This is a genomic window from Salinicola acroporae (assembly GCF_003206615.1).
In the GTDB taxonomy this organism is placed as follows: Bacteria; Pseudomonadota; Gammaproteobacteria; order Pseudomonadales; family Halomonadaceae; genus Salinicola; species Salinicola acroporae.
The window spans coordinates 275-20,236 of the sequence record NZ_PZJW01000014.1 but is presented as its reverse complement, the minus strand read 5'-3'; the positions used below and the strand labels follow the sequence as shown (position 1 = coordinate 20,236).

General features: G+C 63.6%; 18 protein-coding genes. 6 read left to right on the top strand and 12 right to left on the bottom strand.

The annotated features are described in order from the left end of the window. Positions 1-66: 66 nt before the first annotated feature. Positions 67-1,422 carry a magnesium transporter gene (mgtE, locus tag DOM54_RS18075; protein WP_110717673.1) on the top strand — a complete coding sequence of 452 codons (1,356 nt, stop codon included), beginning with the start codon at positions 67-69 and terminating at the stop codon, positions 1,420-1,422. 57 nt (positions 1,423-1,479) lie between these two features. Beyond that, positions 1,480-1,869: an acyl-CoA thioesterase gene (locus DOM54_RS18070; RefSeq protein ID WP_110709821.1), complete on the top strand. Its 390-nt coding sequence runs from the start codon at positions 1,480-1,482 to the stop codon at positions 1,867-1,869. An 81-nt stretch (positions 1,870-1,950) separates the two neighbouring features. Here the strand turns inward: DOM54_RS18070 and pmbA are convergent, their stop codons facing one another. Next, positions 1,951-3,291, bottom strand: coding sequence for a metalloprotease PmbA (gene pmbA, locus DOM54_RS18065; protein WP_110717672.1), 1,341 nt, complete (start codon positions 3,289-3,291; stop codon positions 1,951-1,953). Positions 3,292-3,464: 173 nt separating this feature from the next. Here pmbA and yjgA point away from each other — a divergent pair, with 173 nt between their 5' ends. Further along, positions 3,465-3,980: a ribosome biogenesis factor YjgA gene (gene yjgA / locus DOM54_RS18060; protein ID WP_110717671.1), complete on the top strand. Its 516-nt coding sequence runs from the start codon at positions 3,465-3,467 to the stop codon at positions 3,978-3,980. Positions 3,981-4,069: 89 nt separating this feature from the next. Here the strand turns inward: yjgA and tldD are convergent, their stop codons facing one another. The 7 genes from tldD to DOM54_RS18025 all read right to left on the bottom strand — a co-directional run bounded on the left by tldD (position 4,070) and on the right by DOM54_RS18025 (position 14,374). Beyond that, the gene (gene tldD / locus DOM54_RS18055) at positions 4,070-5,539 is read right to left on the bottom strand and encodes a metalloprotease TldD (RefSeq protein ID WP_240613960.1); all 1,470 of its coding nucleotides are present in this window, start codon (positions 5,537-5,539) and stop codon (positions 4,070-4,072) included. Further along, positions 5,536-9,501, bottom strand: coding sequence for a YhdP family phospholipid transporter (locus DOM54_RS18050; RefSeq protein ID WP_110717670.1), 3,966 nt, complete (start codon positions 9,499-9,501; stop codon positions 5,536-5,538). Before DOM54_RS18050 ends, tldD begins: the two co-directional genes overlap by 4 nt. A gap of 4 nt (positions 9,502-9,505) precedes the next feature. Beyond that, positions 9,506-10,969, bottom strand: a complete 1,464-nt coding sequence (gene rng, locus DOM54_RS18045) for a ribonuclease G (RefSeq protein WP_110598219.1) — start codon at positions 10,967-10,969, stop codon at positions 9,506-9,508. 117 nt (positions 10,970-11,086) lie between these two features. Continuing rightward, the gene (locus DOM54_RS18040) at positions 11,087-11,716 is read right to left on the bottom strand and encodes a Maf family protein (RefSeq protein WP_110717669.1); all 630 of its coding nucleotides are present in this window, start codon (positions 11,714-11,716) and stop codon (positions 11,087-11,089) included. Positions 11,717-11,825: 109 nt separating this feature from the next. Then, positions 11,826-12,305, bottom strand: a complete 480-nt coding sequence (gene mreD / locus DOM54_RS18035; protein WP_110598221.1) for a rod shape-determining protein MreD — start codon at positions 12,303-12,305, stop codon at positions 11,826-11,828. A gap of 2 nt (positions 12,306-12,307) precedes the next feature. Then, a complete protein-coding gene (mreC, locus tag DOM54_RS18030) occupies positions 12,308-13,279 on the bottom strand; it encodes a rod shape-determining protein MreC (protein ID WP_276309694.1) in 972 nt (323 codons plus the stop codon). 57 nt (positions 13,280-13,336) lie between these two features. After that, entirely contained in the window at positions 13,337-14,374 is a 1,038-nt protein-coding gene (locus DOM54_RS18025) for a rod shape-determining protein (RefSeq protein ID WP_110598223.1), read from the bottom strand. Between the two features lie 276 nt (positions 14,375-14,650). On the opposite strand from DOM54_RS18025, the gene gatC reads away from it, so the two are divergent. The 3 genes from gatC to gatB all read left to right on the top strand — a co-directional run bounded on the left by gatC (position 14,651) and on the right by gatB (position 18,004). After that, the gene (gene gatC / locus DOM54_RS18020; protein WP_110717667.1) at positions 14,651-14,941 is read left to right on the top strand and encodes an Asp-tRNA(Asn)/Glu-tRNA(Gln) amidotransferase subunit GatC; all 291 of its coding nucleotides are present in this window, start codon (positions 14,651-14,653) and stop codon (positions 14,939-14,941) included. Positions 14,942-15,095: 154 nt separating this feature from the next. Then, the gene (gene gatA, locus DOM54_RS18015) at positions 15,096-16,553 is read left to right on the top strand and encodes an Asp-tRNA(Asn)/Glu-tRNA(Gln) amidotransferase subunit GatA (RefSeq protein ID WP_110717666.1); all 1,458 of its coding nucleotides are present in this window, start codon (positions 15,096-15,098) and stop codon (positions 16,551-16,553) included. Beyond that, a complete protein-coding gene (gatB, locus tag DOM54_RS18010) occupies positions 16,553-18,004 on the top strand; it encodes an Asp-tRNA(Asn)/Glu-tRNA(Gln) amidotransferase subunit GatB (RefSeq protein ID WP_110717665.1) in 1,452 nt (483 codons plus the stop codon). Before gatA ends, gatB begins: the two co-directional genes overlap by 1 nt. Before the next feature lie 90 nt (positions 18,005-18,094). Here gatB and DOM54_RS18005 read toward each other — a convergent pair whose 3' ends face one another. The 4 genes from DOM54_RS18005 to DOM54_RS17995 form a co-directional block, all read right to left on the bottom strand. After that, on the bottom strand, positions 18,095-18,523 hold the full coding sequence (locus DOM54_RS18005) for a hypothetical protein (protein WP_110717664.1): 429 nt from the start codon (positions 18,521-18,523) through the stop codon (positions 18,095-18,097). A 78-nt stretch (positions 18,524-18,601) separates the two neighbouring features. Beyond that, positions 18,602-18,784, bottom strand: a complete 183-nt coding sequence (locus DOM54_RS20110; protein ID WP_162619919.1) for a hypothetical protein — start codon at positions 18,782-18,784, stop codon at positions 18,602-18,604. Positions 18,785-18,834: 50 nt separating this feature from the next. After that, positions 18,835-19,449: a tetratricopeptide repeat protein gene (locus DOM54_RS18000; protein WP_110717663.1), complete on the bottom strand. Its 615-nt coding sequence runs from the start codon at positions 19,447-19,449 to the stop codon at positions 18,835-18,837. Beyond that, positions 19,446-19,962 (bottom strand): hypothetical protein (locus DOM54_RS17995; RefSeq protein ID WP_162619918.1); only part of this gene is annotated, 517 nt, incomplete at its 5' end. The genes DOM54_RS17995 and DOM54_RS18000, both read right to left, overlap by 4 nt.

The following is a 19,962-nucleotide window of genomic DNA, read 5'->3' as shown; positions in this document are numbered from 1 at the left end:
GTCATGCGCCTCGACGATGGTAGAATGCTCATCCTATCGCCAGTCGTTCAAGGATGATCGTTCAGGATGAGCAACAATCCCGAAAAGCTACAGCCACGGCTGGCCAAGCTCAACCAAGCCCTCGAGAGTGGCGCGCTGGATCAGGCGCGGCGCATGCTCAACCGCGGCTTGGCGCCGGTGGATGTCGCCCATCTGCTCGAGTCCACGCCACCCAAGGAGCGTGAGATCCTGTGGGGCTTGCTGGACCCCGAGCTACACGGCGACGTACTGCAGTATCTGGGCGATGACGTCCAGCTCGAATTCCTCAACCGCATGGATGCGGAAGAGCTGCTGACAGCGACCGAGGGGCTCGACGTCGACGACCTCGCCGACCTGCTCCAGCAGCTACCCAATACCGTCATCCAGGAAGTTCTCCAGTCGATGGAGGCGCAGGAGCGCCAGCGCGTCGAAGCAGTGCTCTCCTATCCGGAAGACACCGCCGGCGGCCTGATGAACCCGGATGCGATCACCATCCGCCCGGATATCACACTGGACGTCGTTCTCCGCTACCTGCGTCGCCACGAGCGCCTGCCGGATGCCACCGACACCCTGCTGGTGGTCACGCGCCGCGACGAGCTGATCGGGATCCTGTCGATCAATCGCCTGCTGGTATCGGATGTCTCGGTTCTGGTTCGCGAAGTGATGCAGACCGACTTCCACGCCACTCAGGCGACCGCCTCGGACAGCGACGTGGCGACGCTGTTCCAGAAGCACGACTTGATCTCGGCACCGGTCGTCGGCATCGATGGTAAGCTGCTCGGCCGCATCACCATCGACGACGTGGTCGATGTCATCCGGGAGGATGCCGAGCACCAGGTCATGAGCATGGCCGGCCTCGACGAGGACGAGGACACCTTCGCCCCCGCGCTGAGAACAAGCCGCCGCCGTGCGGTATGGCTCGGCATCAACCTGGTCGCGGCGACGATCGTCTCCATCGCCATCGGTTTCTTCGAGGACACCATTCAGCAGATCGCCGCGCTGGCCGTGTTGATGCCGATCGTCTCCAGCATGGGCGGTATCGCCGGCTCCCAGACCCTGACCGTCCTGATTCGCGGTATTGCGCTGGGCCACGTCTCGGGCGCCAATGTCCGCTGGTTGCTGATTCGTGAACTGCTCGTCGGCATGACCAACGGACTGATCTGGGCCGTCGTCGTGGGGGCGATGTCGGTATTTCGCTTCGATGACATTCGGCTCGGCGAGATCATCGCCATGGCGATGGTCATCAACCTGACCGTCGCCACGCTCGCAGGCACCCTGATCCCGGTGATGCTGAAAAAGTTCAAGATCGATCCGGCGCTGTCCGGCGGCGTGCTGTTGACCACCATCACCGACGTGGTCGGCTTCGTCGCCTTCCTCGGATTGGCGACGGCATTCTACCTGTAACGACACGGTGGCAACGCACCCCTGGGGCACGAGCGTCAACCTGGCAAGGAGCAGCAGATGAACTTCCATACCCGCAAGTGGATCAAGCCCGAGGATCTCAACCCCAACGGGTCACTCTTCGGTGGTAGCCTGTTGCGCTGGATCGACGAGGAGGCGGCGATCTACGCCATTATTCAATTGGGCAACGCCCAGGTGGTGACGAAATACATCTCCGAGATCAACTTCGTCTCCAGTGCCCGGCAGGGCGACATCATCGAGCTCGGCATCACCGCCACCCGTTTCGGCACCAGCTCCATTACCCTGGAGTGCCATGTCCGCAACAAGATAACCCGCAAGAGCATCCTGACGATCGACAGGATGATCTTCGTGAATCTCGGCGAGGACGGCGCTCCCGCCCCGCATGGCCGCACCGAGATCACCTATGTCAAGGATCGCTTCGACGCCTGAAGCCGCGAGCCGCGAGCCGCGAGCCGCGAGCCGCGAGCCGCGAGCCGTGAGCCGTGAGCNNTCGTAGCTCGTAGCTCGCGCTTACTGCCCCGCGATGGTCATGGAGTCGATCAACCAGCTGCCGGTCTGGATGCTTCCCCGCCGGTCGATGTCGTCACCGACGCCCTGGAGGCCGGAGAACATCTCGCGCAGGTTGCCGGCCACCGTGAACTCCTCCACCGGGTGGGATATCCGGCCATTCTCTACCCAGAACCCCGCCGCGCCCCGCGAGTAGTCGCCGGTCACCGGATTGAGCCCCTGCCCCATCATCTCGGTCACCATGACTCCCGTGCCCATCTGCTGCATCAACTGCTCCAGCGGAGACGTCGGCGCCTGAATCCGAACGTTGCGCGCCCCGCCAGCGTTGCCGGTGGTCTGGAGGCCCAGCCGGCGAGCACTGTAGGCCGCCAGCATGTAACTCGCCAGCCTGCCGCGCTCGATGAAGACGTTGTCGCGAGTGGCGACGCCGTCACCATCGAAGGCGGCGCTCGCCATGCCACCGATCTCGCGCGGATGCTCACCGAGGGTGAACCACTCCGGGAACAGCGTCTCGCCGAGCTGGTCGCAGAGAAACGACGATTCGCGGTAGAGCGCCCCACCAGCAATGCTGTTGAGCAGGTTACCGACCAGTCCGCGCGCCATGTCCGGCGCCAGCAGTACCGGGAACCGGCCGGTCCTGGGCCGCTGCCCACCCAGCCGACTCAGGGTCCGCTCGGCAGCGCTGACACCCACCGACTCCGGACTCGCCAGATCACTGGCCTTGCGCGCCGTGGTGAAATCGTGATCGCGCTGCATGCCGTCGCCGCTACCTCCGATCAGCAGGCAGGAGAGGGAGTGGCGGGTGCCACGCTTGCTGCCCAGAAAACCATGGCTGTTGGCATAGACCGTGACCACTTCCGAGGAGGAGAGGCTGGCACCCTCGGAGTTGGTGATGCCGGCTTGGTCACGGCCCGCGCTTTCGCAGCGCAGCGCCAGCTCGACCGCCTGGTCGGTGCTCAAAGCCCACGGATGATGGAGGTCGAGATCCGGCAGATCGGTCGCCATGAGCGCCGCGTCGGCGAGTCCCGAGGCCGGGTCCTCGCCGGTGTAACGCGCGATCGCGATCGCCTTCTCGACCACCGCACGAATCGAAGCGTCACCGGCATCCGAAGAGGAGGCGTTCCCCTTGCGGTTGCCCACGTAGACGGTGACCGCGATGCCTTGATCGCGTGAGAGCTCCACCGTCTCGATCTCGCCCAGGCGCACGCTCACGCCCAACCCCTGGTCGACGCTGGCACCGACTTCGCAGGCGTCTGCGCCGAGTTGCCTGGCGAGTTCCAGCGCCATGCCGGCGCGCTCCTCGAGGCGCGATTGCTGTGCCTCGGCGTTGAAAGCTTGACTCATCTGAGACTCCTGATGCTTGACACTCCGGTCATCGGGCACGCCGATCGAGCGGAGCCTGGATCAATTCGGGCCTTGGACGGGGTTCTATGGCCCCGCGCCTGGCTGACAAGAAGCGTTGGCGAGGCGGGACGCGCTGATATACTACGGCCCTCACTCGACGCATTGGGTAAACCATGGCTAACGATTCGGACAACGATACGGCTTTCGATCACGACGCACCTCCCAGCAAGAGCCAGATCAAGCGGGAGATGCAGGAACTGCAGGCTCTGGGAGAGCGCATCATTGCGCTGGACCCCGCCGTGCGCGCGCGGTTGCCGCTCTCCGACGAAATGCTCGCTGCCGTCGAAGAGACCGGTCGCATCCGCTCCCACGAAGGACGCCGCCGCCACATGCAGTACGTTGGCAAGGTCATGCGCAAGGAGGACCGCGAGGCGATCCGGGCCGCCTTCGAGGAGATCGACCATGAGCACGTCCAGCGCAATGCCGCGTTCCACCGTCTCGAACGGCTTCGCGACCAGCTCATCGAAGACGATACCGCCCTGGAGCCCTTCATCGAAACGCATCCCCACGTCGACCGCCAGGCGCTGCGCCAGTTGATCCGCAACGCCCGGAGCGAGAGAGCACGGAACAAGCCTCCCGCCAGCTCCCGCAAGCTGTTCCAGCTGATTCGTGACACTGCCGGGCTCTGAGCCGCGGGTCGTGAAAACCAGGCCGAGCTCTCGCGAGATCGCGCAACTCTTTTCTCGTAGCTCGCGTGGCTCGTAGCTCGAGCTCGAGCTCAGGACGCCGTGCCACCGACGGTGATCTCGTCCAGCTTCAGGGTCGGCTGACCGACGCCCACCGGCACCCCTTGGCCCTCCTTGCCGCAGACCCCGATACCGCTGTCCAGCGCCATGTCGTTACCGATCATCGAGACATGTGACATCGCTTCGGGGCCATTGCCGATCAGCGTGGCGCCCTTGACCGGCGCGGTGATCTTGCCGTCTTCGATCAGGTACGCCTCGGAAGCCGAGAACACGAACTTGCCGGAGGTGATATCGACCTGCCCGCCGCCAAAGCTGACCGCGTAGATACCCCGCTTGACGCTCTTGACGATCTCTTCCGGGTCATCCTGTCCCGCCAGCATGTAGGTATTGGTCATGCGGGGCATGGTGACATGGGCGTAGGATTCGCGCCGCGCGTTGCCGGTGGGCTGCATGCCCATCAGCCGCGCATTGAGCTTGTCCTGCATGTAGCCGGTGAGAATGCCATCCTCGATCAACGGCGTGTACTGGCCCGGCGTCCCCTCGTCGTCGATGCTCAGTGAGCCGCGACAGTCGTCGAGCGTGGCATCGTCGACGACAGTGACGCCCTTGGCCGCCACCCGCTGCCCCAGGCGGCCGGCGAAGGAGGAGCTGCCCTTGCGGTTGAAATCCCCTTCCAGACCGTGTCCCACCGCTTCATGCAGCAGGATGCCCGGCCAGCCGTTGGCCAGCACGACCGGCATCTGTCCGGCCGGCGCGGCGACAGCCTCCAGATTCACCAGCGCCTGCCGCACGGCTTCCCTGGCATAGGTGTCGGCAACGTTCTCTTCTCGCAGACGCTGCATGGAATAGCGGCCGCCTCCGCCGGCGCTGCCGCGCTCGCGACGTCCATTCCTGGCGACGATCACGTTGACGTTGAATCGCACCAGCGGACGAATATCGGCGGCCAGCGTGCCATCGCTGGCACAGACGAGCACCACCTCGTGCACCCCGGTCAGCGATGCGCTGACCTGGGTCACCGCGGGGTCGGCGGCGCGCGCCACGCGATCCGCCTGCTTGAGCATCGCGATCTTCTCCTCGGCGCCAAGCCCGCTCAGCGGATCGATACCCTGGTAGCGAGACGTCGCGGCGGCGACCTGAATCGGTGCCGGTTCACGCCGATCGCCGCTGCGCGCGATGCCGGAAGCGGTGCGTCCGGTGTCCAGCAACGCATCCGGGCTGATCTGGCTCGAGTAGGCGAAGCCGGTCTTCTCGCCGGAGAGCGAGCGCACGCCGACCCCCCCATCGATGTTGTAGCTGGCATCCTTGACCTCGCCATCTTCCAGCACCCACATCTCGTGCCAGGTGCGCTGGAAGAAGAGATCGGCGTAGTCGATACCGGCGCCCATGGCGTGGCCAAGGCCAACGCTCAGCGATTCGACGTCCAGCCCGCCGGGTGCCAGCAACAGCGTCGACGCCTGCTCGAGGGCGTCGCCACTCGTCTGTTTCATCGGACTCAGTGTCATTGGGCACTTTCCAGGTTGATGTTCGGCGAGGACCAGGGGCCCTCGATGCGATAGTAAATCTGCGTTGCGCGATCCAGCCAGCGGCCGAACAGTTGATCGACGACGAAGAGGCCGATACCGACCTGCGGAGCGCCGGCCATGACCGCGACCAACGGCAGGTTCTGGCTCACCGGGACGGTGATCCCGAGGCGCTGGTCCAGCGTCTGTCGGTTGAGATCGACGCTGCCGGAGAGCGTGAACCGAGTGGCGGTACCGTCGACGACGATCGGCCCCTCGGTCTGCAATCGGCCATTGTACAGCGTAGCGCTGCCCTCGATGCTATTGAAAGCCGTGCCGCCGCTCGTGACGTCGGAAAAGTCCAGTTGCAGACGGCGCAGCACATTGTCCAGGTTGAACAGGCCGACCAGCTTGGCGCCCGAGGAGTGGATCTGGCGTAACCGGCCATTCTCCAGAGTCGCCTGGACCCGCCCGGTCGACAGCGGCAAGGCAAACTGCCATGGCGCCCCCGGCCAGGAGAGTTGCATATCGGCGTCCGCGCTCTCGCTGGTAACCGGCACCTGCTGGTCCAGCGCCTGGAAGGCACTGCCCACATTGCCACCCGTGGCTTTCACCTGGGCCCGACTCAAGCTTGCCTCTCCGGACGCTTGCCACTCGAGCGCCCCGGACAGTTTCAGCTCTCCCAGCGTCAGACTCAGCGGCTCGACGGCGAGCTGCCCGTCATCGGCATGCCAGGTCGCCTCCAGCGGCCCGAACTTCTGCCCCTGACGCTCGAACTGCACAACCCGCACGTGACCCGCCGGCACTTTGGCGAGACCCGAGGGGATCGCCGCTGGATGGGGGGCGGTCTCGATCTCCTCCATCAGGCTCGACGCCTGGCCCTGGTCCGCCCCCTCCTTGGGGGTCAATGCATCCAGATTGAGACGTTGCAGATCGATATCGATCGGCATCGCGGCATCCGGCTGCCAACTGGCCTTGCCCGCGGCGATCTCACCGGCGAGCGACAGTTGCCAGCCGTTCGACAGCGGCGAGGCATCGGCCTGCAAGCCACCGAGACAGCGCCCTTCCACCAGGATGCACGGCGTCGACAGCGCAATGCGCTTGAGACCGCCGCCATCCTTGACGGGCTTCGCCTCGGGATCGCCAACATCGTCCTCGAGGGTCGTCGGAACACCACCCTCCGTATCAGGTGCCGAATCGGCGGCTTCGAGTCCGCTCAGGGCCTGTACCCAACGCTGGGTATCGATCCGGTTCGGGCGCCACAATACGTACCAGCCGGGCTCGCTGGGCCAGGCGGCCTGTTCGCCCGGCCACCCTTCCAGCCAGACCTGTCCCTGGACCTGATCGCCCACGGTGCGCCAGCGCGCGTGCCCCCAGCTACCCAGCGTCACCCGACCGGTGCCGGCGGCGATATCGGCATCGATCGCCAACGACTCGCTCGAAGAAGGCGACTTCCCGAACGGCGGCGGCAGTGCGATCCCCAGGCTCTCGAGATCGCTGCGCACCGTGAGGCTGGCGTTGTCCTGTTCGTCGAACGTCAAGTCGGCGCGATAGGGGAAGAAGCCGCTCAACAGGCCGCCGACGCGAGACAGGCCGGCCCAACCCAGCAGCCCCCGCCCCAACGCTCTGCCCTCGAGGGCAATGCCGCTGGGGCCGCTCTGGCGGCCGCCGATATTGAAGTGCGCCAGCACCGGCCCCTCGAAAGCCCGGCCCCCTAGATCCCCGGTAACGTAATCCTCGCCGTTGTCACGCCGATAGCGCAGGTCGCCGTTGACGCCACCGAGCGTCAGTTGCAGCTCGGGAAACGTCAATGACTCCGCATCGAACCGGCCCTGGACATCGACCGCCATGTCGGTCTCGACGTCGCTGCCCTCGTCCATCGGCAAGTCGATACGGAGATTGGCACTGACCGAGCCCTCGCTCTGCCAGAGGCCGAAGGTCTCACTCATGGTATCCAGCGGGGCGTGGGCGAGGAAATCCAGCAGGCCGGCAGTGCTGCCGTTGACATCACCCTCGACGTGCAGCGTCTTGTCGTCCAGCACGACACTGGCATTGCGGGTCGTGAGGCCATGGCTGGTGGCGTGTGTGATGTTCGCGTCCAGGTCCATGTTGTCCATCTGCAGGTGGCCATAGACCTTCTCCAGCGCGGGCCACTCGGGCGCGTACTGGAGGCGCCCGTCGGCGACGTCCAGCGACAGCTTGAGATAGTCGTCCGGGTTGACGAACATCTGCCCCTCCGGCGCTTCCTTGTCGCTCAGCGTGACGGAGAGTCCCAGCTTGCCCCGCTCGACGATGCCGCCGATGTCGCCGCCGAACCATTCCCGTAATTGCTCGTCGTCGATCACGCGGGTAGGCAGCCACGACAGCACTCGCGAGTTTCGGGCATCGGCATTGGCGAAATCGAGATCCAGCAGGAAGGTACCGGGCTTGTCCTGGTCATCGTAGAGCGTCAGCCCGAATCGCCCAGTGGCGGTTGCACCCCGCCATCCCGCCTTGAGGTTCTCGCCGCTGACCACGGCACCCTGGCGGGTCAGTTCGAAGTCGATCTGGCCGCTGGCGCGGGAGAGATCCAGCGGATCGGCGTAAACCATCGGAATCGAGAATTGCGCCGCCTCACCGGCGGCGAAGGAGACCGTGCCTCCACGCCCACGATAGCTGATCCAGGCGTCCGCGGGGCCGCCGCCGGGAATCTCGTTCCAGGCGGTTACCGCAGCGTTCTCGAGCGCACTCTGGGCGTACCATTCACCGTTCTCCCGCCCGACTTCCAGACCGGCGACATGGCCGCGGGGGTTCAACTGGATCAGCGTCTGAGCGAGCTCGAACGGCATTGGCAGATAGCGCAAATAGTCGGTCATGCCGGCCAGATCGAACGGTGCGCTGCGCAGCCGCCAGCCATTCTCGGTGGACTGGGCCTGCAACTGCTGTGGCCAGTCCACCGCTGCCAGGCCGGCATGGGAGACCCGCAGGTCATCCAACCAGGCTCTCCAGCCACCCTGGGAGTCGCGGTCCAATCCCGCCTCGAAGCCGAGCCCACGCAGCGTCTCGGAAACCTCGTTGCGGGTGTCATTGACCTGCAACCTGGGTACGTCGAGTGAGAGCCGGCCCTGACGCAGTCCGCCGTCGCGCCACTCGCCGCCCAGCGATGCCTCGCCCTCGACCTTCCCGACCCCCTTGGGGTAGCCCGAGCTCAATGCGGCCAGTGACGGCGATAGCGCGTCCAGATCAAGCTCTCCGGCGAAGCGAGCCTCGGGGTGATCGTCGGTGCCACCGTCCCCTGGTTGCGACTCACCGCCGCTCTCGATCGCCAGATGAAGGTGTCCCGCCTCTTTCTCCCCGGCGCTGAGCGTCGCCTGGATCGAGGCCTGGCCGTTCCGGCTGGCCAGCGTCAGTTGCGAAACCGAGACGCTGGCCTGCTCGCGCTTGCCATGCAGGACCAGCGTGACGTTCTCGAGCCGGGCCTGCTGGCGCGCCAGCAGCCGCAGCCAGCCGTCGATATCGAGCGACGAAGACGACGAGTCGTCGGTGCCACCGAACCAGCGGCTGCCTGCGCCATCCGGCCAGGCCCATCGGCCGTCGGCAGCCTGATAGAGATGCAGCGTCAGCCCCTCGATTTCCGCCCCCCGCAGGACCGGCGCGCCCAACCGCCAGCTTGCCAATGTCTCGAGCCGCCCGGCGGCATGATCGATGTTCAGCAACGGCTGGCCGTCACGAGTGTCGAGCCGAAAACCATTCAACGCCAGGCGGGGATTCAGTCGATGGACCGTCAGGGAGAGGTGACCGAGCCGGGCACTGGCATGCAACTGGTCTTCCACGACCGAGGTCAGCCAGAGGCTCAGCCGATCGATCTGCCAGGCCGCCAGCCGAACGCCGCTCGAAAGCACGGCGACGATGATGGCAACGAGGGCGACCAGCGTCAGCAGCCAGCGCCAGGAGGCACGCAACCGAATCATTCGGGGACGACTCATCGGTTCACATCAGCACGATGTCGTACTGTTCCTGGGAGTAATGCGCCTCGACCTGGAACCGGATCGTCTTGCCAATGAAGGATTCGAGATCGGCCACCGCAGCGGACTCCTCGTCGAGCAACCGATCGACCACCGACTGGGCGGCCAGCACCATGTAGGTCTCCGGCGAATAGGCACGCTCCTCGCGCAGGATCTCGCGGAAGATCTCGTAGCAGATCGTTTCCGGGGTCTTCAACGATCCCCGCCCCAGGCAGGTCGGGCAGGGCTCGCACAGTGTCTGCTCGAGACTCTCGCGGGTACGCTTGCGGGTCAGCTGCACCAGGCCCAGTTCGGTAACGCCGGTCAGCTTGTTCTTGGCATGGTCCCGCTCCAGCGACTTCTCGAGCACCCGCAGCACCTGGCGCTGGTGCTCCAGCTCCTCCATGTCGATGAAGTCGATGATGATGATGCCGCCGAGATTGCGCAGCCGCAGCTGGCGGGCGATGGCGGTCGCGGCTTCGAGGTTGGTCTTGAAGATGGTCTCTTCGAGATTGCGATGGCCGACATAGCCGCCGGTATTGACGTCGATGGTGGTCATCGCCTCGGTCTGGTCGATGACCAGGTAGCCACCGGACTTGAGCTGTACCTTGCGCCCCAGTGCCTTCTGGATCTCGTCCTCGACGCTGTAGAGATCGAAGATCGGCCGCTCGCCGGGGTAGTACTCGATCCGCGACTCCATGGTCGGCATGAACTCCCGGGCGAACTCCTTGAGCTTGAAGTAGTTCTCGCGGGAATCGATGCGCACCTTCTCGATCTGGTCGCGCATCACGTCCCGTAACGTGCGGATGAACAGCGGGAGATCGTCGTAGATCGGGGTAGAGACCTCGGCCGTGGTGCGCCGCTCGGCCACCTTCTGCCACAGCCGCTGCAGGAAGACCATGTCGGCGAACAGCTCCTCTCGCCCCACGCCCTCGGCCGCCGTGCGGATGATGAAGCCCCCGCTGTCGCCTGACGGCAGCTCCGCCTTGCCGCTCTCGACCAGCGCCTTCAATCGTTCGCGCTCGGCCTCGTCCTCGATCCGCTGGGAGACGCCGACATGGGGTGAATCCGGCATATAGACGAGATAGCGGGAGGGAATGGAGAGATGCGTGGTCAACCGAGCGCCCTTCGAGCCGATCGGGTCCTTGGTGACCTGGACGATCAGCGACTGTCCGGCGTGCAGCAGATGGCTGATCGACGCCGGCTCCTCGTGCGGGGCATCGGGAGGTAGCACTTCATTGACGTGAATGAAGGCGGCCCGCTCGAGGCCGATATCGATGAAGGCGGCCTGCATGCCCGGGAGGACCCGCACGACCTTGCCCTTGTAGATATTGCCGACGATGCCCCGGCGTCGGCTGCGTTCGATGAAGGCCTCCTGCAGCACGCCGTTTTCCACCACGGCCACCCGCGTTTCCATCGGCGTCAGATTGATCAGTACCTCACCGCTCATGCGGGCATCCTTGTTGCAGGTGGTTCGAGCACGCCGGCGACATCCCTTGCCGGGGCCAGCGGCGCCAGCCTCATGGGAATTATGGCACAGCCGCCCGTTCTCTCATAAGGCGCCCCGTCACGAGGGAGGACCACTCGATCCGTCATCCGGCAACGCGCCACCCCACAGCGGGACACCTTGCCCGCGCAGCAGGGCCGCGGTCTCGGCAAGCGGCAGACCCACCACGGCGGAGTAGCTCCCCACCAGTTGGTCGACGAAGATCGATGCCAGGCCCTGAATCGCGTAGCCGCCCGCCTTGTCCAGCGGCTCTCCGGTTGCCCAGTAGGCCGACGCTTCCGCCTCGTCGATGCGACGCATCACCACGCGGGTGGAGACCCGGCTCTCGACCAACCCCCGAGGGCCCAGCACGGCCACCGCGGACAGTACCCGGTGCTCGCGCCCGGACAGCGTCATCAACATCTCGCGGGCGTGGGCTTGATCTGCCGGCTTGCCGAAGATGGCGTCGTCGCAGACCACGACGGTGTCGGCGCCCAAGGTAGGCAACGCACTGCCCGCATGGCCCGCCTCGGCCTTCTGGCGAGCCAGGCGGGAGACGAAGCGCTCCGGCGACTCGCCGTCTTGCCGGGACTCGTCGATGTCGGTCGGCACGACCTCGACCGTGACGCCGATCGACGCCAACAGCTCGCGCCGACGCGGCGATGCCGATGCCAGGCGCAGTACGGGGTCGGTTCGGGTAGCGGCAGTCATGGGCAAATCCTCCGAGAGAGCTGGGAAGTCCCCGGCCGTCGGCATGACACCTCCGGCCGGGGACGGCGCTGGCCACGCCGCAACGTCATTGCGAAGGCCGCTCCGACGGTTATCCGATACCCAACCGGCGACGCACCACCTGCATCATGGTGAACAGCCACGGCCAGAGCAGCGCACCGATCAGCGCCGGCAGCAGGAATTCGAGGCTGACGGAGATCGGGCCGAAGATCGTGCGCAGCCACTGCTCGACCAGTTGCGCGATACCCAGCAGAATGAAGACCAACACGGCCTGCTGCCAGATCGAATAGACGCGGAAGCGCTGGTAGAGCAGCAGGAAGAGATAGGCGAGCAGCGACAGCACCAGGGCGTTCTGCCCCAGCGGCGCGCCCTCGATCAGGTCGAGCATCAGGCCCAGCACGAAGCCATGCAGCACTCCCACTCGTTGTGGCGTGGCGACACACCAGTAGGCGAGCAGCACGCCCAGCCAGTCCGGTCGCCATACCAGCCAGGCATCCGGCAGCGGCATCACCTGCAGACAGAGCGCCAACAGCAGCGTGAACCAGACGAAGAGATAACCGAACGGACCCATGGCTACTCCTGCTCCGTGGAATGCAGTGTCAGCGCCGCGGTCAACGCGTCTTCATTGATCCGGTTGGTATCAGGATGACCGGGATCGCCCGGCCACACCACCTGGCGAGCCATGCGTTCCGGCGCACTCAAGCTATCCTCGGGCCGCTCGGGCGGAAACAGCAGCAGGAAATAGCGCGAGCGCTCGGGCTGGGAGATCGGCTCCGCCGAAACTTCCATGAACGCCTGGCTCGACTCGCGCTTGACGTCGACGACACGCGCGACCGGATACCCCTGGGGGAAACGCCCGCCCAGTCCGGATGTCACCAGCAGATCGCCCTCGCGAATATCCGCCGTCGCCGGCACGCTGGGGATGTTGAGCGAATCGAGCTGGCCGGTGCCCTGGGCGATGAAGCGCAAACCGTTGCGATTGATCTCCACCGGCACCGCATGGTTGGCATCGGCCACCATCAGCACGCGACTGGTATAGGCGGAGACGGAGACCACCTGGCCGATCAGACCCGAGGCGTCCATCACCGGTTGGCCGATGTAGACGCTATCGCGCCGCCCTCGGTTGATCACCATCTGCTGGGTGAACGGGTCGGAGTCCAGCGACAGCAGCTCGGCAGTGATATAGGGCACGTCGGCGGGATTCGGAGCGTTGAGCAGTTCGCGCAGGTGGATGTTCTCGGCGGTCAGGCTCGCCATGCGCTGCACCCGGTTGGAGAGCGTCAGCAGTTGCTCGCGCAGGCGCCCGTTCTCGTCGATCAGCGCCTGCTGGTCGGAGATCGCCATGGCGCCCCAGCGCACGCCCTCGCTAGGCAGCGCGACCAGCCACTGGATCGGCGCCACGATCGAGGTCATGTGGGAACGTGCCGTTTCCACCGCGCTGAAGCGGTGTTCGGCAAACATCAGCCCGAACGCCAGTACCGCACACAGCAGCATGCGGTACGTGGGTATCGGGCCGTAGGAAAACAGCGGTTTGATAGGCCTCACCCCCACCTACCGAAGACGGAAGGTGCCGCTCGGCGGCCTCATCCGTCGCGGCTGGCCTCAATCGCTGGAGAGCAGTTCGAAGGTATGCTGATCGATCATCTCGAGCGCCTTGCCGCCACCCCGGGCAACGCAGGTGAGCGGGTCCTCGGCGATGATGACCGGCAGGCCGGTCTCTTCGGCGATCAGCTTGTCGATATCACGCAGCAACGCGCCACCGCCGGTCAGCACCAGGCCACGCTCGGCGATGTCGGAGGCCAGTTCCGGCGGGGACTGCTCCAGGGCGCTCTTGACCGCCGCGACGATGGAAGCCAGCGGCTCCTGCAGCGCATCGAGAATCTCGTGGGAATTGAGCGTAAAGCTGCGCGGAATGCCCTCGGCCAGGTTGCGTCCGCGAACGTCGATCTCGCGCAGCTCACCGCCCGGATAGGCACAGCCGACCTCCTCCTTGATCCGCTCCGCCGTCGCTTCGCCGATCAGACTGCCGTAGTGACGACGCACATAGGAGGTGATCGCCTCGTCGAAGCGGTCGCCACCCACCCGCACGGATTCGGAGTAGACCACGCCGTTGAGCGAGATGATCGCGATCTCGGTGGTGCCACCGCCGATATCGACGACCATGGAACCCTGCGCTTCCTCGACCGGCAGGCCGGCACCGATCGCGGCAGCCATCGGCTCCTCGATCAGGTAGACATCCCGTGCGCCCGCACCCTCGGCGGACTCCTTGATCGCGCGGCGCTCGACCTGCGTGGACATGCAGGGAACGCACACCAGCACGCGCGGGCTAGGCGTCAAAAAGGTGCTTTGATGAACTTTGCGGATGAAGTGCTGCAGCATCTGCTCGGTAACGGTGAAATCGGCGATCACACCATCCTTCATCGGACGGATGGCGGTAATGTTACCGGGCGTGCGCCCCAGCATCCGTTTGGCGTCGAGACCGACAGCCGCAACACTACGCATGTTGCCGGATTGGCGAATCGCCACGACGGAGGGTTCGTCCAGGACGATCCCGCGACCGCGGACGTAAATCAGCGTGTTGGCGGTCCCCAGATCGATCGACAGATCGCTCGAGAACAGCCCCCGTAAACGTTTAAACATGGAAACTTTTACCTAGTCCAGACCGGAACCCTGTGCGGACGCAAACGGTATCACCGTGGGGGTAAAGCAGCAAGCGCAAGCCTGCCAGATGGGGCGTTAATATGATAATGTCTCCTCCATTTCTTGGCATGAACAGTATCGCGAAGTTTTAGCGCGATGATCGTCTCCGATTTCCGACATCCCGAGGTTCGGGACTGGCCCTTTGGGTAGAGGTTTCGGCGATCCGGTCTCACCGCCATTCACGACGCGATGTCTCAACCAGAGGACCTTTTCTACATGGCAATCGAACATGCGGACGTGCTGCGCGCCGCGCATCTGGCTCGCCTGGGACTCAACAGCGATGCCGAGGCGGCCGGCTATGTCGACGACCTGACCCGGATCCTGGAAATGGTCGATCGCTTGCAGGCGGTGGACACCGATGGCATCGCGCCCCTCTCCCACCCGCTCGACACCACCCAGCGCCTGCGCCCGGACGAGGTCACCGAAACCAATCAACGCGACGCCTTCCAGGCCTGCGCGCCGGAGACTGCCGACGGCCTCTATCTGGTACCGCGTGTCGTCGAATAAGTTCGACATTTCAGGACACTTTAGACTTCAGGGCGCTTTAGAGAGTCGACTAAGTTCGACATCGTCGAGCACGTCCGACGTCGTTTATCGATGAGAGCGACAATTGCCGTCATTTCATCCCGCATAGCGATCTGACTCAGGGAATATCGACCCCATGCATCATATGACGCTCACGGAACTCGCCAAGGGCCTAAAAGCCGGCGACTTTTCCAGCCGAGAGCTGACCACCAGCCTGCTCGACCGCATCGAGCGCCTGGATGGCGAAATCAACAGCTTCGTCACCGTCACTCGCGATCAGGCGCTCGCTGCCGCCGACACCGCCGACCAGGCCCGTGCCAAGGGCGAGTCGCGCCCGCTTGCCGGCCTGCCGCTGGCGATCAAGGATATCTTCTGCACCCAGGGCATCCGTACCAGTTGCGGCTCGAAGATGCTCGACAACTTCCAGGCGCCCTACAACGCCACGGTGGTCGAGAAGCTCCGGGCCGCTGGCATGATCAGCCTCGGCAAGACCAACATGGACGAGTTCGCCATGGGCTCGTCCAACGAAAACAGCTTCTATGGCCCGGTCAAGAACCCCTGGGACCGCACCGCCGTCCCCGGCGGCTCCTCCGGTGGCAGCGCCGCCGCCGTCGCGGCCGGCTTCGCGCCTGCCGCGCTCGGCACCGATACCGGCGGCTCGATTCGCCAGCCGGCCGCCTTCTGCGGCATCACCGGGCTCAAGCCGACCTACGGACGGGTCTCCCGCTACGGCATGGTCGCGTTTGCCTCGAGTCTCGACCAGGGCGGGCCGATGGCCCGCAGCGCAGAAGATTGCGCCCACCTGCTCGGTGCCATCGCCGGCCACGACCTGCGTGACTCCACCAGCGTCGCCCGGGTGGTGCCGGACTATCTGGCCGAGCTGGATGCGCCGCTGGACGGACTCAAGATCGGGCTGCCCAAGGAGTACTTCGGTGACGGCCTGGACGCGGAGGTCGAAAGCGCCATCCGCGAAGCGATCCGGGTCTACGAATCCCTGGGCGCCAAGGTGTGCGAGGTCAGCCTGCCGCATACCCACCTGGCGGTGCCGGCCTATTACGTGATCGCCCCGGCGGAAGCCTCGTCAAATCTCTCACGCTACGACGGCGTGCGCTTCGGCCACCGCTGCGACAACCCGGTCGATCTCGAGGATCTCTACAAGCGCTCGCGCGCCGAGGGCTTCGGAGACGAGGTCAAGCGCCGTATCCTGATCGGCACCCACACCTTGTCGGAAGGGTTCTTCGACGCCTACTACCGCAAGGCGCAGCAGGTCCGCCGCCTGATCCGCCAGGACTTCATGGACGCCTTCGAAGAAGTCGACGTGCTGATGGGCCCGGCCGCGCCGACCCCGGCGTTCGATCTCGGCGCCAAGAAAGACCCGGTCTCGATGTATCTGCAGGACATCTACACCATCGCCATCAACCTGGCCGGCATCCCGGGTATCAGCGTGCCAGCCGGTTTTGCCGGCAAGCGCCCTATCGGCCTCCAGATTCTCGGCCAGCACTTCGCCGAGGGCCAACTGCTCAACGTGGCGCATCAGTTCCAGCAGGCGACGGACTGGCACCGTCGGCATCCGACCGATCAGGAGACAACCTAATGCAGTGGGAAACCGTCATCGGGTTGGAGGTCCATGTCCAGCTCGCCACCCAATCCAAGATCTTCTCCGGCGCCTCCACCGCGTTCGGCGCCGAGCCCAATACCCAGGCCTGCGCCATCGATCTGGGCCTGCCCGGCGTGCTGCCGGTGCTCAACGAAGGCGCGGTGGCGATGGCCGTCCAGTTCGGGCTCGCCATCGACGCGCACATTCCCGACACCTCGCTGTTCGAGCGCAAGAACTACTTCTACCCCGACCTGCCCAAGGGCTATCAGACCAGCCAGATGGCCCAGCCCATCGTCGGCAAGGGTGAAGTCGAGATCGTGCTGGATGACGACGTGCGCAAGCGGATCCGCATCCACCACGCCCACCTGGAAGAGGACGCCGGCAAGTCGCTCCACGAAGACTTCCACGGTATGAGTGGCATCGATCTCAACCGGGCCGGCACGCCGCTGCTGGAGATCGTCTCCGAACCCGACATGCGCTCGGCCAAGGAAGCGGTCGCCTATCTGCGCGCGATCCACGCCATCGTCACCTATCTGGGCATCTCCGACGGCAACATGGCCGAGGGCTCGATGCGCTGCGACGTCAACGTCTCGGTACGCCCCAAGGGCCAGGAAGCCTTCGGCACCCGCGCCGAGATCAAGAACGTCAACTCCTTCCGCTTCGTCGAGCGCGCGATCGAGTTCGAGGTCGAACGCCAGATCGAGCTGATCGAGGATGGCGGCAAGGTCGTGCAGGAGACCCGGCTCTACGATCCGGACCAGGACGAGACCCGCAGCATGCGCACCAAGGAGGAAGCCAACGACTACCGTTACTTCCCCTGCCCCGACCTGCTGCCGGTGATGCTCGACAGCGCCTATATCGAGCACCAGCGCGCCACCCTGCCGGAACTGCCCACCGAAAAGCGCCACCGTTTCGAGAACAGCCTGGGGCTCTCGGCCTACGACGCCGGCGTGCTCTCCGCCACGCGCCCCACTGCCGAATACTTCGAAGCGGTGCTCGCGGTGTGCGGCGACGCCAAGCAGGCAGCCAACTGGGTGCAAGGCGAACTCTCCGGCCATCTCAACCGTGAGAACATCGACATCAGCAACAGCCCGGTCACCCCGGAGCAGCTCGGCGGCTTGGTCAGCCGCGTGCTCGACGACACCATCAACGGCAAGGCGGCCAAGCAGGTCTTCGCGGCACTCTGGAACAACGAAGGCCAGAGCGCCGACGAGATCATCGACACCCGCGGGCTCAAGCAGGTCACCGACACCGGCGCCATCGAAGCGATGATCGACCAGGTCATCGCGGACAGCCCGGTACAGGTCGCCCAGTACCGCGACGCCGACCCGGAGAAGCGCGGCAAGATGATCGGCTACTTCGTCGGCCAGGTGATGAAAGCCTCCCGCGGCACCGCCAACCCGCAACAGGTCAACGGCCTGCTCAAGCAGAAGCTGGACGAGGCCTGAAGTCGGCACTACCTGACAAACCAGCCCTGCCCCAATGCAAACGCCCATGGCCAAGGCCATGGGCGTTTGTGTGTTGGTGATGCAATCGGCCTAGGCCGCCTCGGTGCGCACCCGCTGCCGCAAGGCCAACGTGCACCGCTCGCGATCCTCCTTGGCCAGGCTCTTGAGCGGGATCTTGAGCTTGCCTTCGCCGGAACCGTCTTTGCGGTAGTAAAGCACACACTCGCGCGGGGTCGCTTCGACGCGCGCCAACTGGTCGAGCGCAAGGGTAGAACGCGGACGGATGATCGCCAGTTTGACCGAGACATGCTCATCCGTGAGCCGGACGATAGGATTGAACTGGAACCAGAGGCCAGCCACGATCAGGGCGCAAGCGATGAGGATGGGCGCACCTGGAAAAATCGGCGAACTGGGAATCGCCAACAGCGACGCGAGCAATAACCCACCCCCGCCGCAAAGCGCGATAAGCGAGGAGATCTTGGCGTAAAAAGCTTGATCCGGATTTTCTTGGTCTGGCATAAAAATCACCTCTTAGCGTTAGACAGCCTGGCGTTAACTTATGACTTATCACCACACACCAGCACCGAAACCAAAGCGTCAGTTGGCACGACGAATAAACCCGCCGCCCACCTGAACATTGTGCTCTTTCTGCCATTCTTTGGACTGACGAATGGCTTCGTCGATCTGTTCTTGGGTCATTTCCTTGGCAATGCGTTGCTTATCATCAACCCTAGCGGTACCACTTAGATCATAATACTTATAAGCACTAACCAAATCCACGCCTGTGCCAACTCCTTTTTCGTAGTAGCCGGGCAAGTAGTGAAAATTAATTATCTTGTCTGGCTAGTATTTTGAAAATGCTGACTTCTTAGCCCAATAAAAAGATTTTTTTCGTCCACTGCCACCCCAATGCCTGTGCGATAAATAGCCGACAGGGCTCCAGCAGATTGAGCATCTCCAGCATCAGCCGCTTTGCTTAACCAAAAAACAGCCTTTTCCATGTTTTTCGGATATAGCCCCTTCCAAGAGCGCCCCAAATACGCCCTTCCCAACATCCTCTGAGAAAGAATATAGCCATCTTCTGCCGTATCAGTCGCAAGCCCCCTTGCCTTGTCCAGATCTTTGTCCAAACAAACACCATCATAATACATCGTAGCCAATGTGAACCCAGCGTCAACAACATTCGCCTGCCAGGCTTTCTGCAACAATGACACCGCCTTGCGACAATCTTTTCTCACATTAAATTCTTGATCTCCATTCACATACAAGACACCAAGCAAACATTGCCTCAGATGCTTATCATCGCCACTCAAGTCCTTCAAACTATCCTCTGAAAACCGATCATAAGCAGCATTGAATTCACGGCCAGCGGGGTCATTGTAAAAAGTTCCCGCATGAACATAATTTACAGCAAACAAAAAAAGAAATACAAGCATCAATCTCATTGAGGAAGCTCCATTAGGAAAACATCAGAGCTGCCAAGTGCAGCACGAGACGTCTTCAGATTTATAGACAGAGTAGCCATGTCAGAGAGTTCTTTCCGAGTGTAAGCCTGGCACCATTCCATACTATAACCATCATCCACCTCAACGAATTGTGGAGTATCGGAAGATCCCGCACTTTGGTCTTGCCCACGTTTTCTCTCAGAAGACAACCCACTGGCTCCGCCAGTACGCTTGTAAGACCAAGCATATGTATAGTCACGCAGATTCGCGACACTAAGCTCAACATCAAGCTCCATAAAATCCAACTTTGGAACCCTGACCTTTAAATTAATTTTTACAAGACTCCTCTCAGCCTTAAAATTCTGAAGCTCCTTGGAAGTCGTACCCAATATGCCATGACTGCTAACAACATCTACATCTTTCTCCCTAAACTCCTGCTCCCATGACAACTCGACAACCAGCCCCTCAAAGACCATCTCCAGCGAGCTTTGCTCCGACGCCATGTCGTCGAAC

Bases quoted from the DNA above. Each gene is read 5' to 3' on its own strand.
- gatC (WP_110717667.1), top strand. From the start codon at position 14,651: ATGGCAATCGAACATGCGGACGTGCTGCGCGCCGCGCATCTGGCTCGC.
- DOM54_RS18040 (WP_110717669.1), bottom strand. From the start codon at position 11,716: ATGACTGCCGCTACCCGAACCGACCCCGTACTGCGCCTGGCATCGGCA.
- DOM54_RS18070 (WP_110709821.1), top strand. From the start codon at position 1,480: ATGAACTTCCATACCCGCAAGTGGATCAAGCCCGAGGATCTCAACCCC.
- gatA (WP_110717666.1), top strand. From the start codon at position 15,096: ATGCATCATATGACGCTCACGGAACTCGCCAAGGGCCTAAAAGCCGGC.
- DOM54_RS18050 (WP_110717670.1), bottom strand. From the start codon at position 9,501: ATGAGTCGTCCCCGAATGATTCGGTTGCGTGCCTCCTGGCGCTGGCTG.
- yjgA (WP_110717671.1), top strand. From the start codon at position 3,465: ATGGCTAACGATTCGGACAACGATACGGCTTTCGATCACGACGCACCT.
- gatB (WP_110717665.1), top strand. From the start codon at position 16,553: ATGCAGTGGGAAACCGTCATCGGGTTGGAGGTCCATGTCCAGCTCGCC.
- mgtE (WP_110717673.1), top strand. From the start codon at position 67: ATGAGCAACAATCCCGAAAAGCTACAGCCACGGCTGGCCAAGCTCAAC.
- pmbA (WP_110717672.1), bottom strand. From the start codon at position 3,291: ATGAGTCAAGCTTTCAACGCCGAGGCACAGCAATCGCGCCTCGAGGAG.
- DOM54_RS18005 (WP_110717664.1), bottom strand. From the start codon at position 18,523: ATGCCAGACCAAGAAAATCCGGATCAAGCTTTTTACGCCAAGATCTCC.
- DOM54_RS18000 (WP_110717663.1), bottom strand. From the start codon at position 19,449: ATGAGATTGATGCTTGTATTTCTTTTTTTGTTTGCTGTAAATTATGTT.
- tldD (WP_240613960.1), bottom strand. From the start codon at position 5,539: ATGACACTGAGTCCGATGAAACAGACGAGTGGCGACGCCCTCGAGCAG.
- mreD (WP_110598221.1), bottom strand. From the start codon at position 12,305: ATGGGTCCGTTCGGTTATCTCTTCGTCTGGTTCACGCTGCTGTTGGCG.
- rng (WP_110598219.1), bottom strand. From the start codon at position 10,969: ATGAGCGGTGAGGTACTGATCAATCTGACGCCGATGGAAACGCGGGTG.
- DOM54_RS18025 (WP_110598223.1), bottom strand. From the start codon at position 14,374: ATGTTTAAACGTTTACGGGGGCTGTTCTCGAGCGATCTGTCGATCGAT.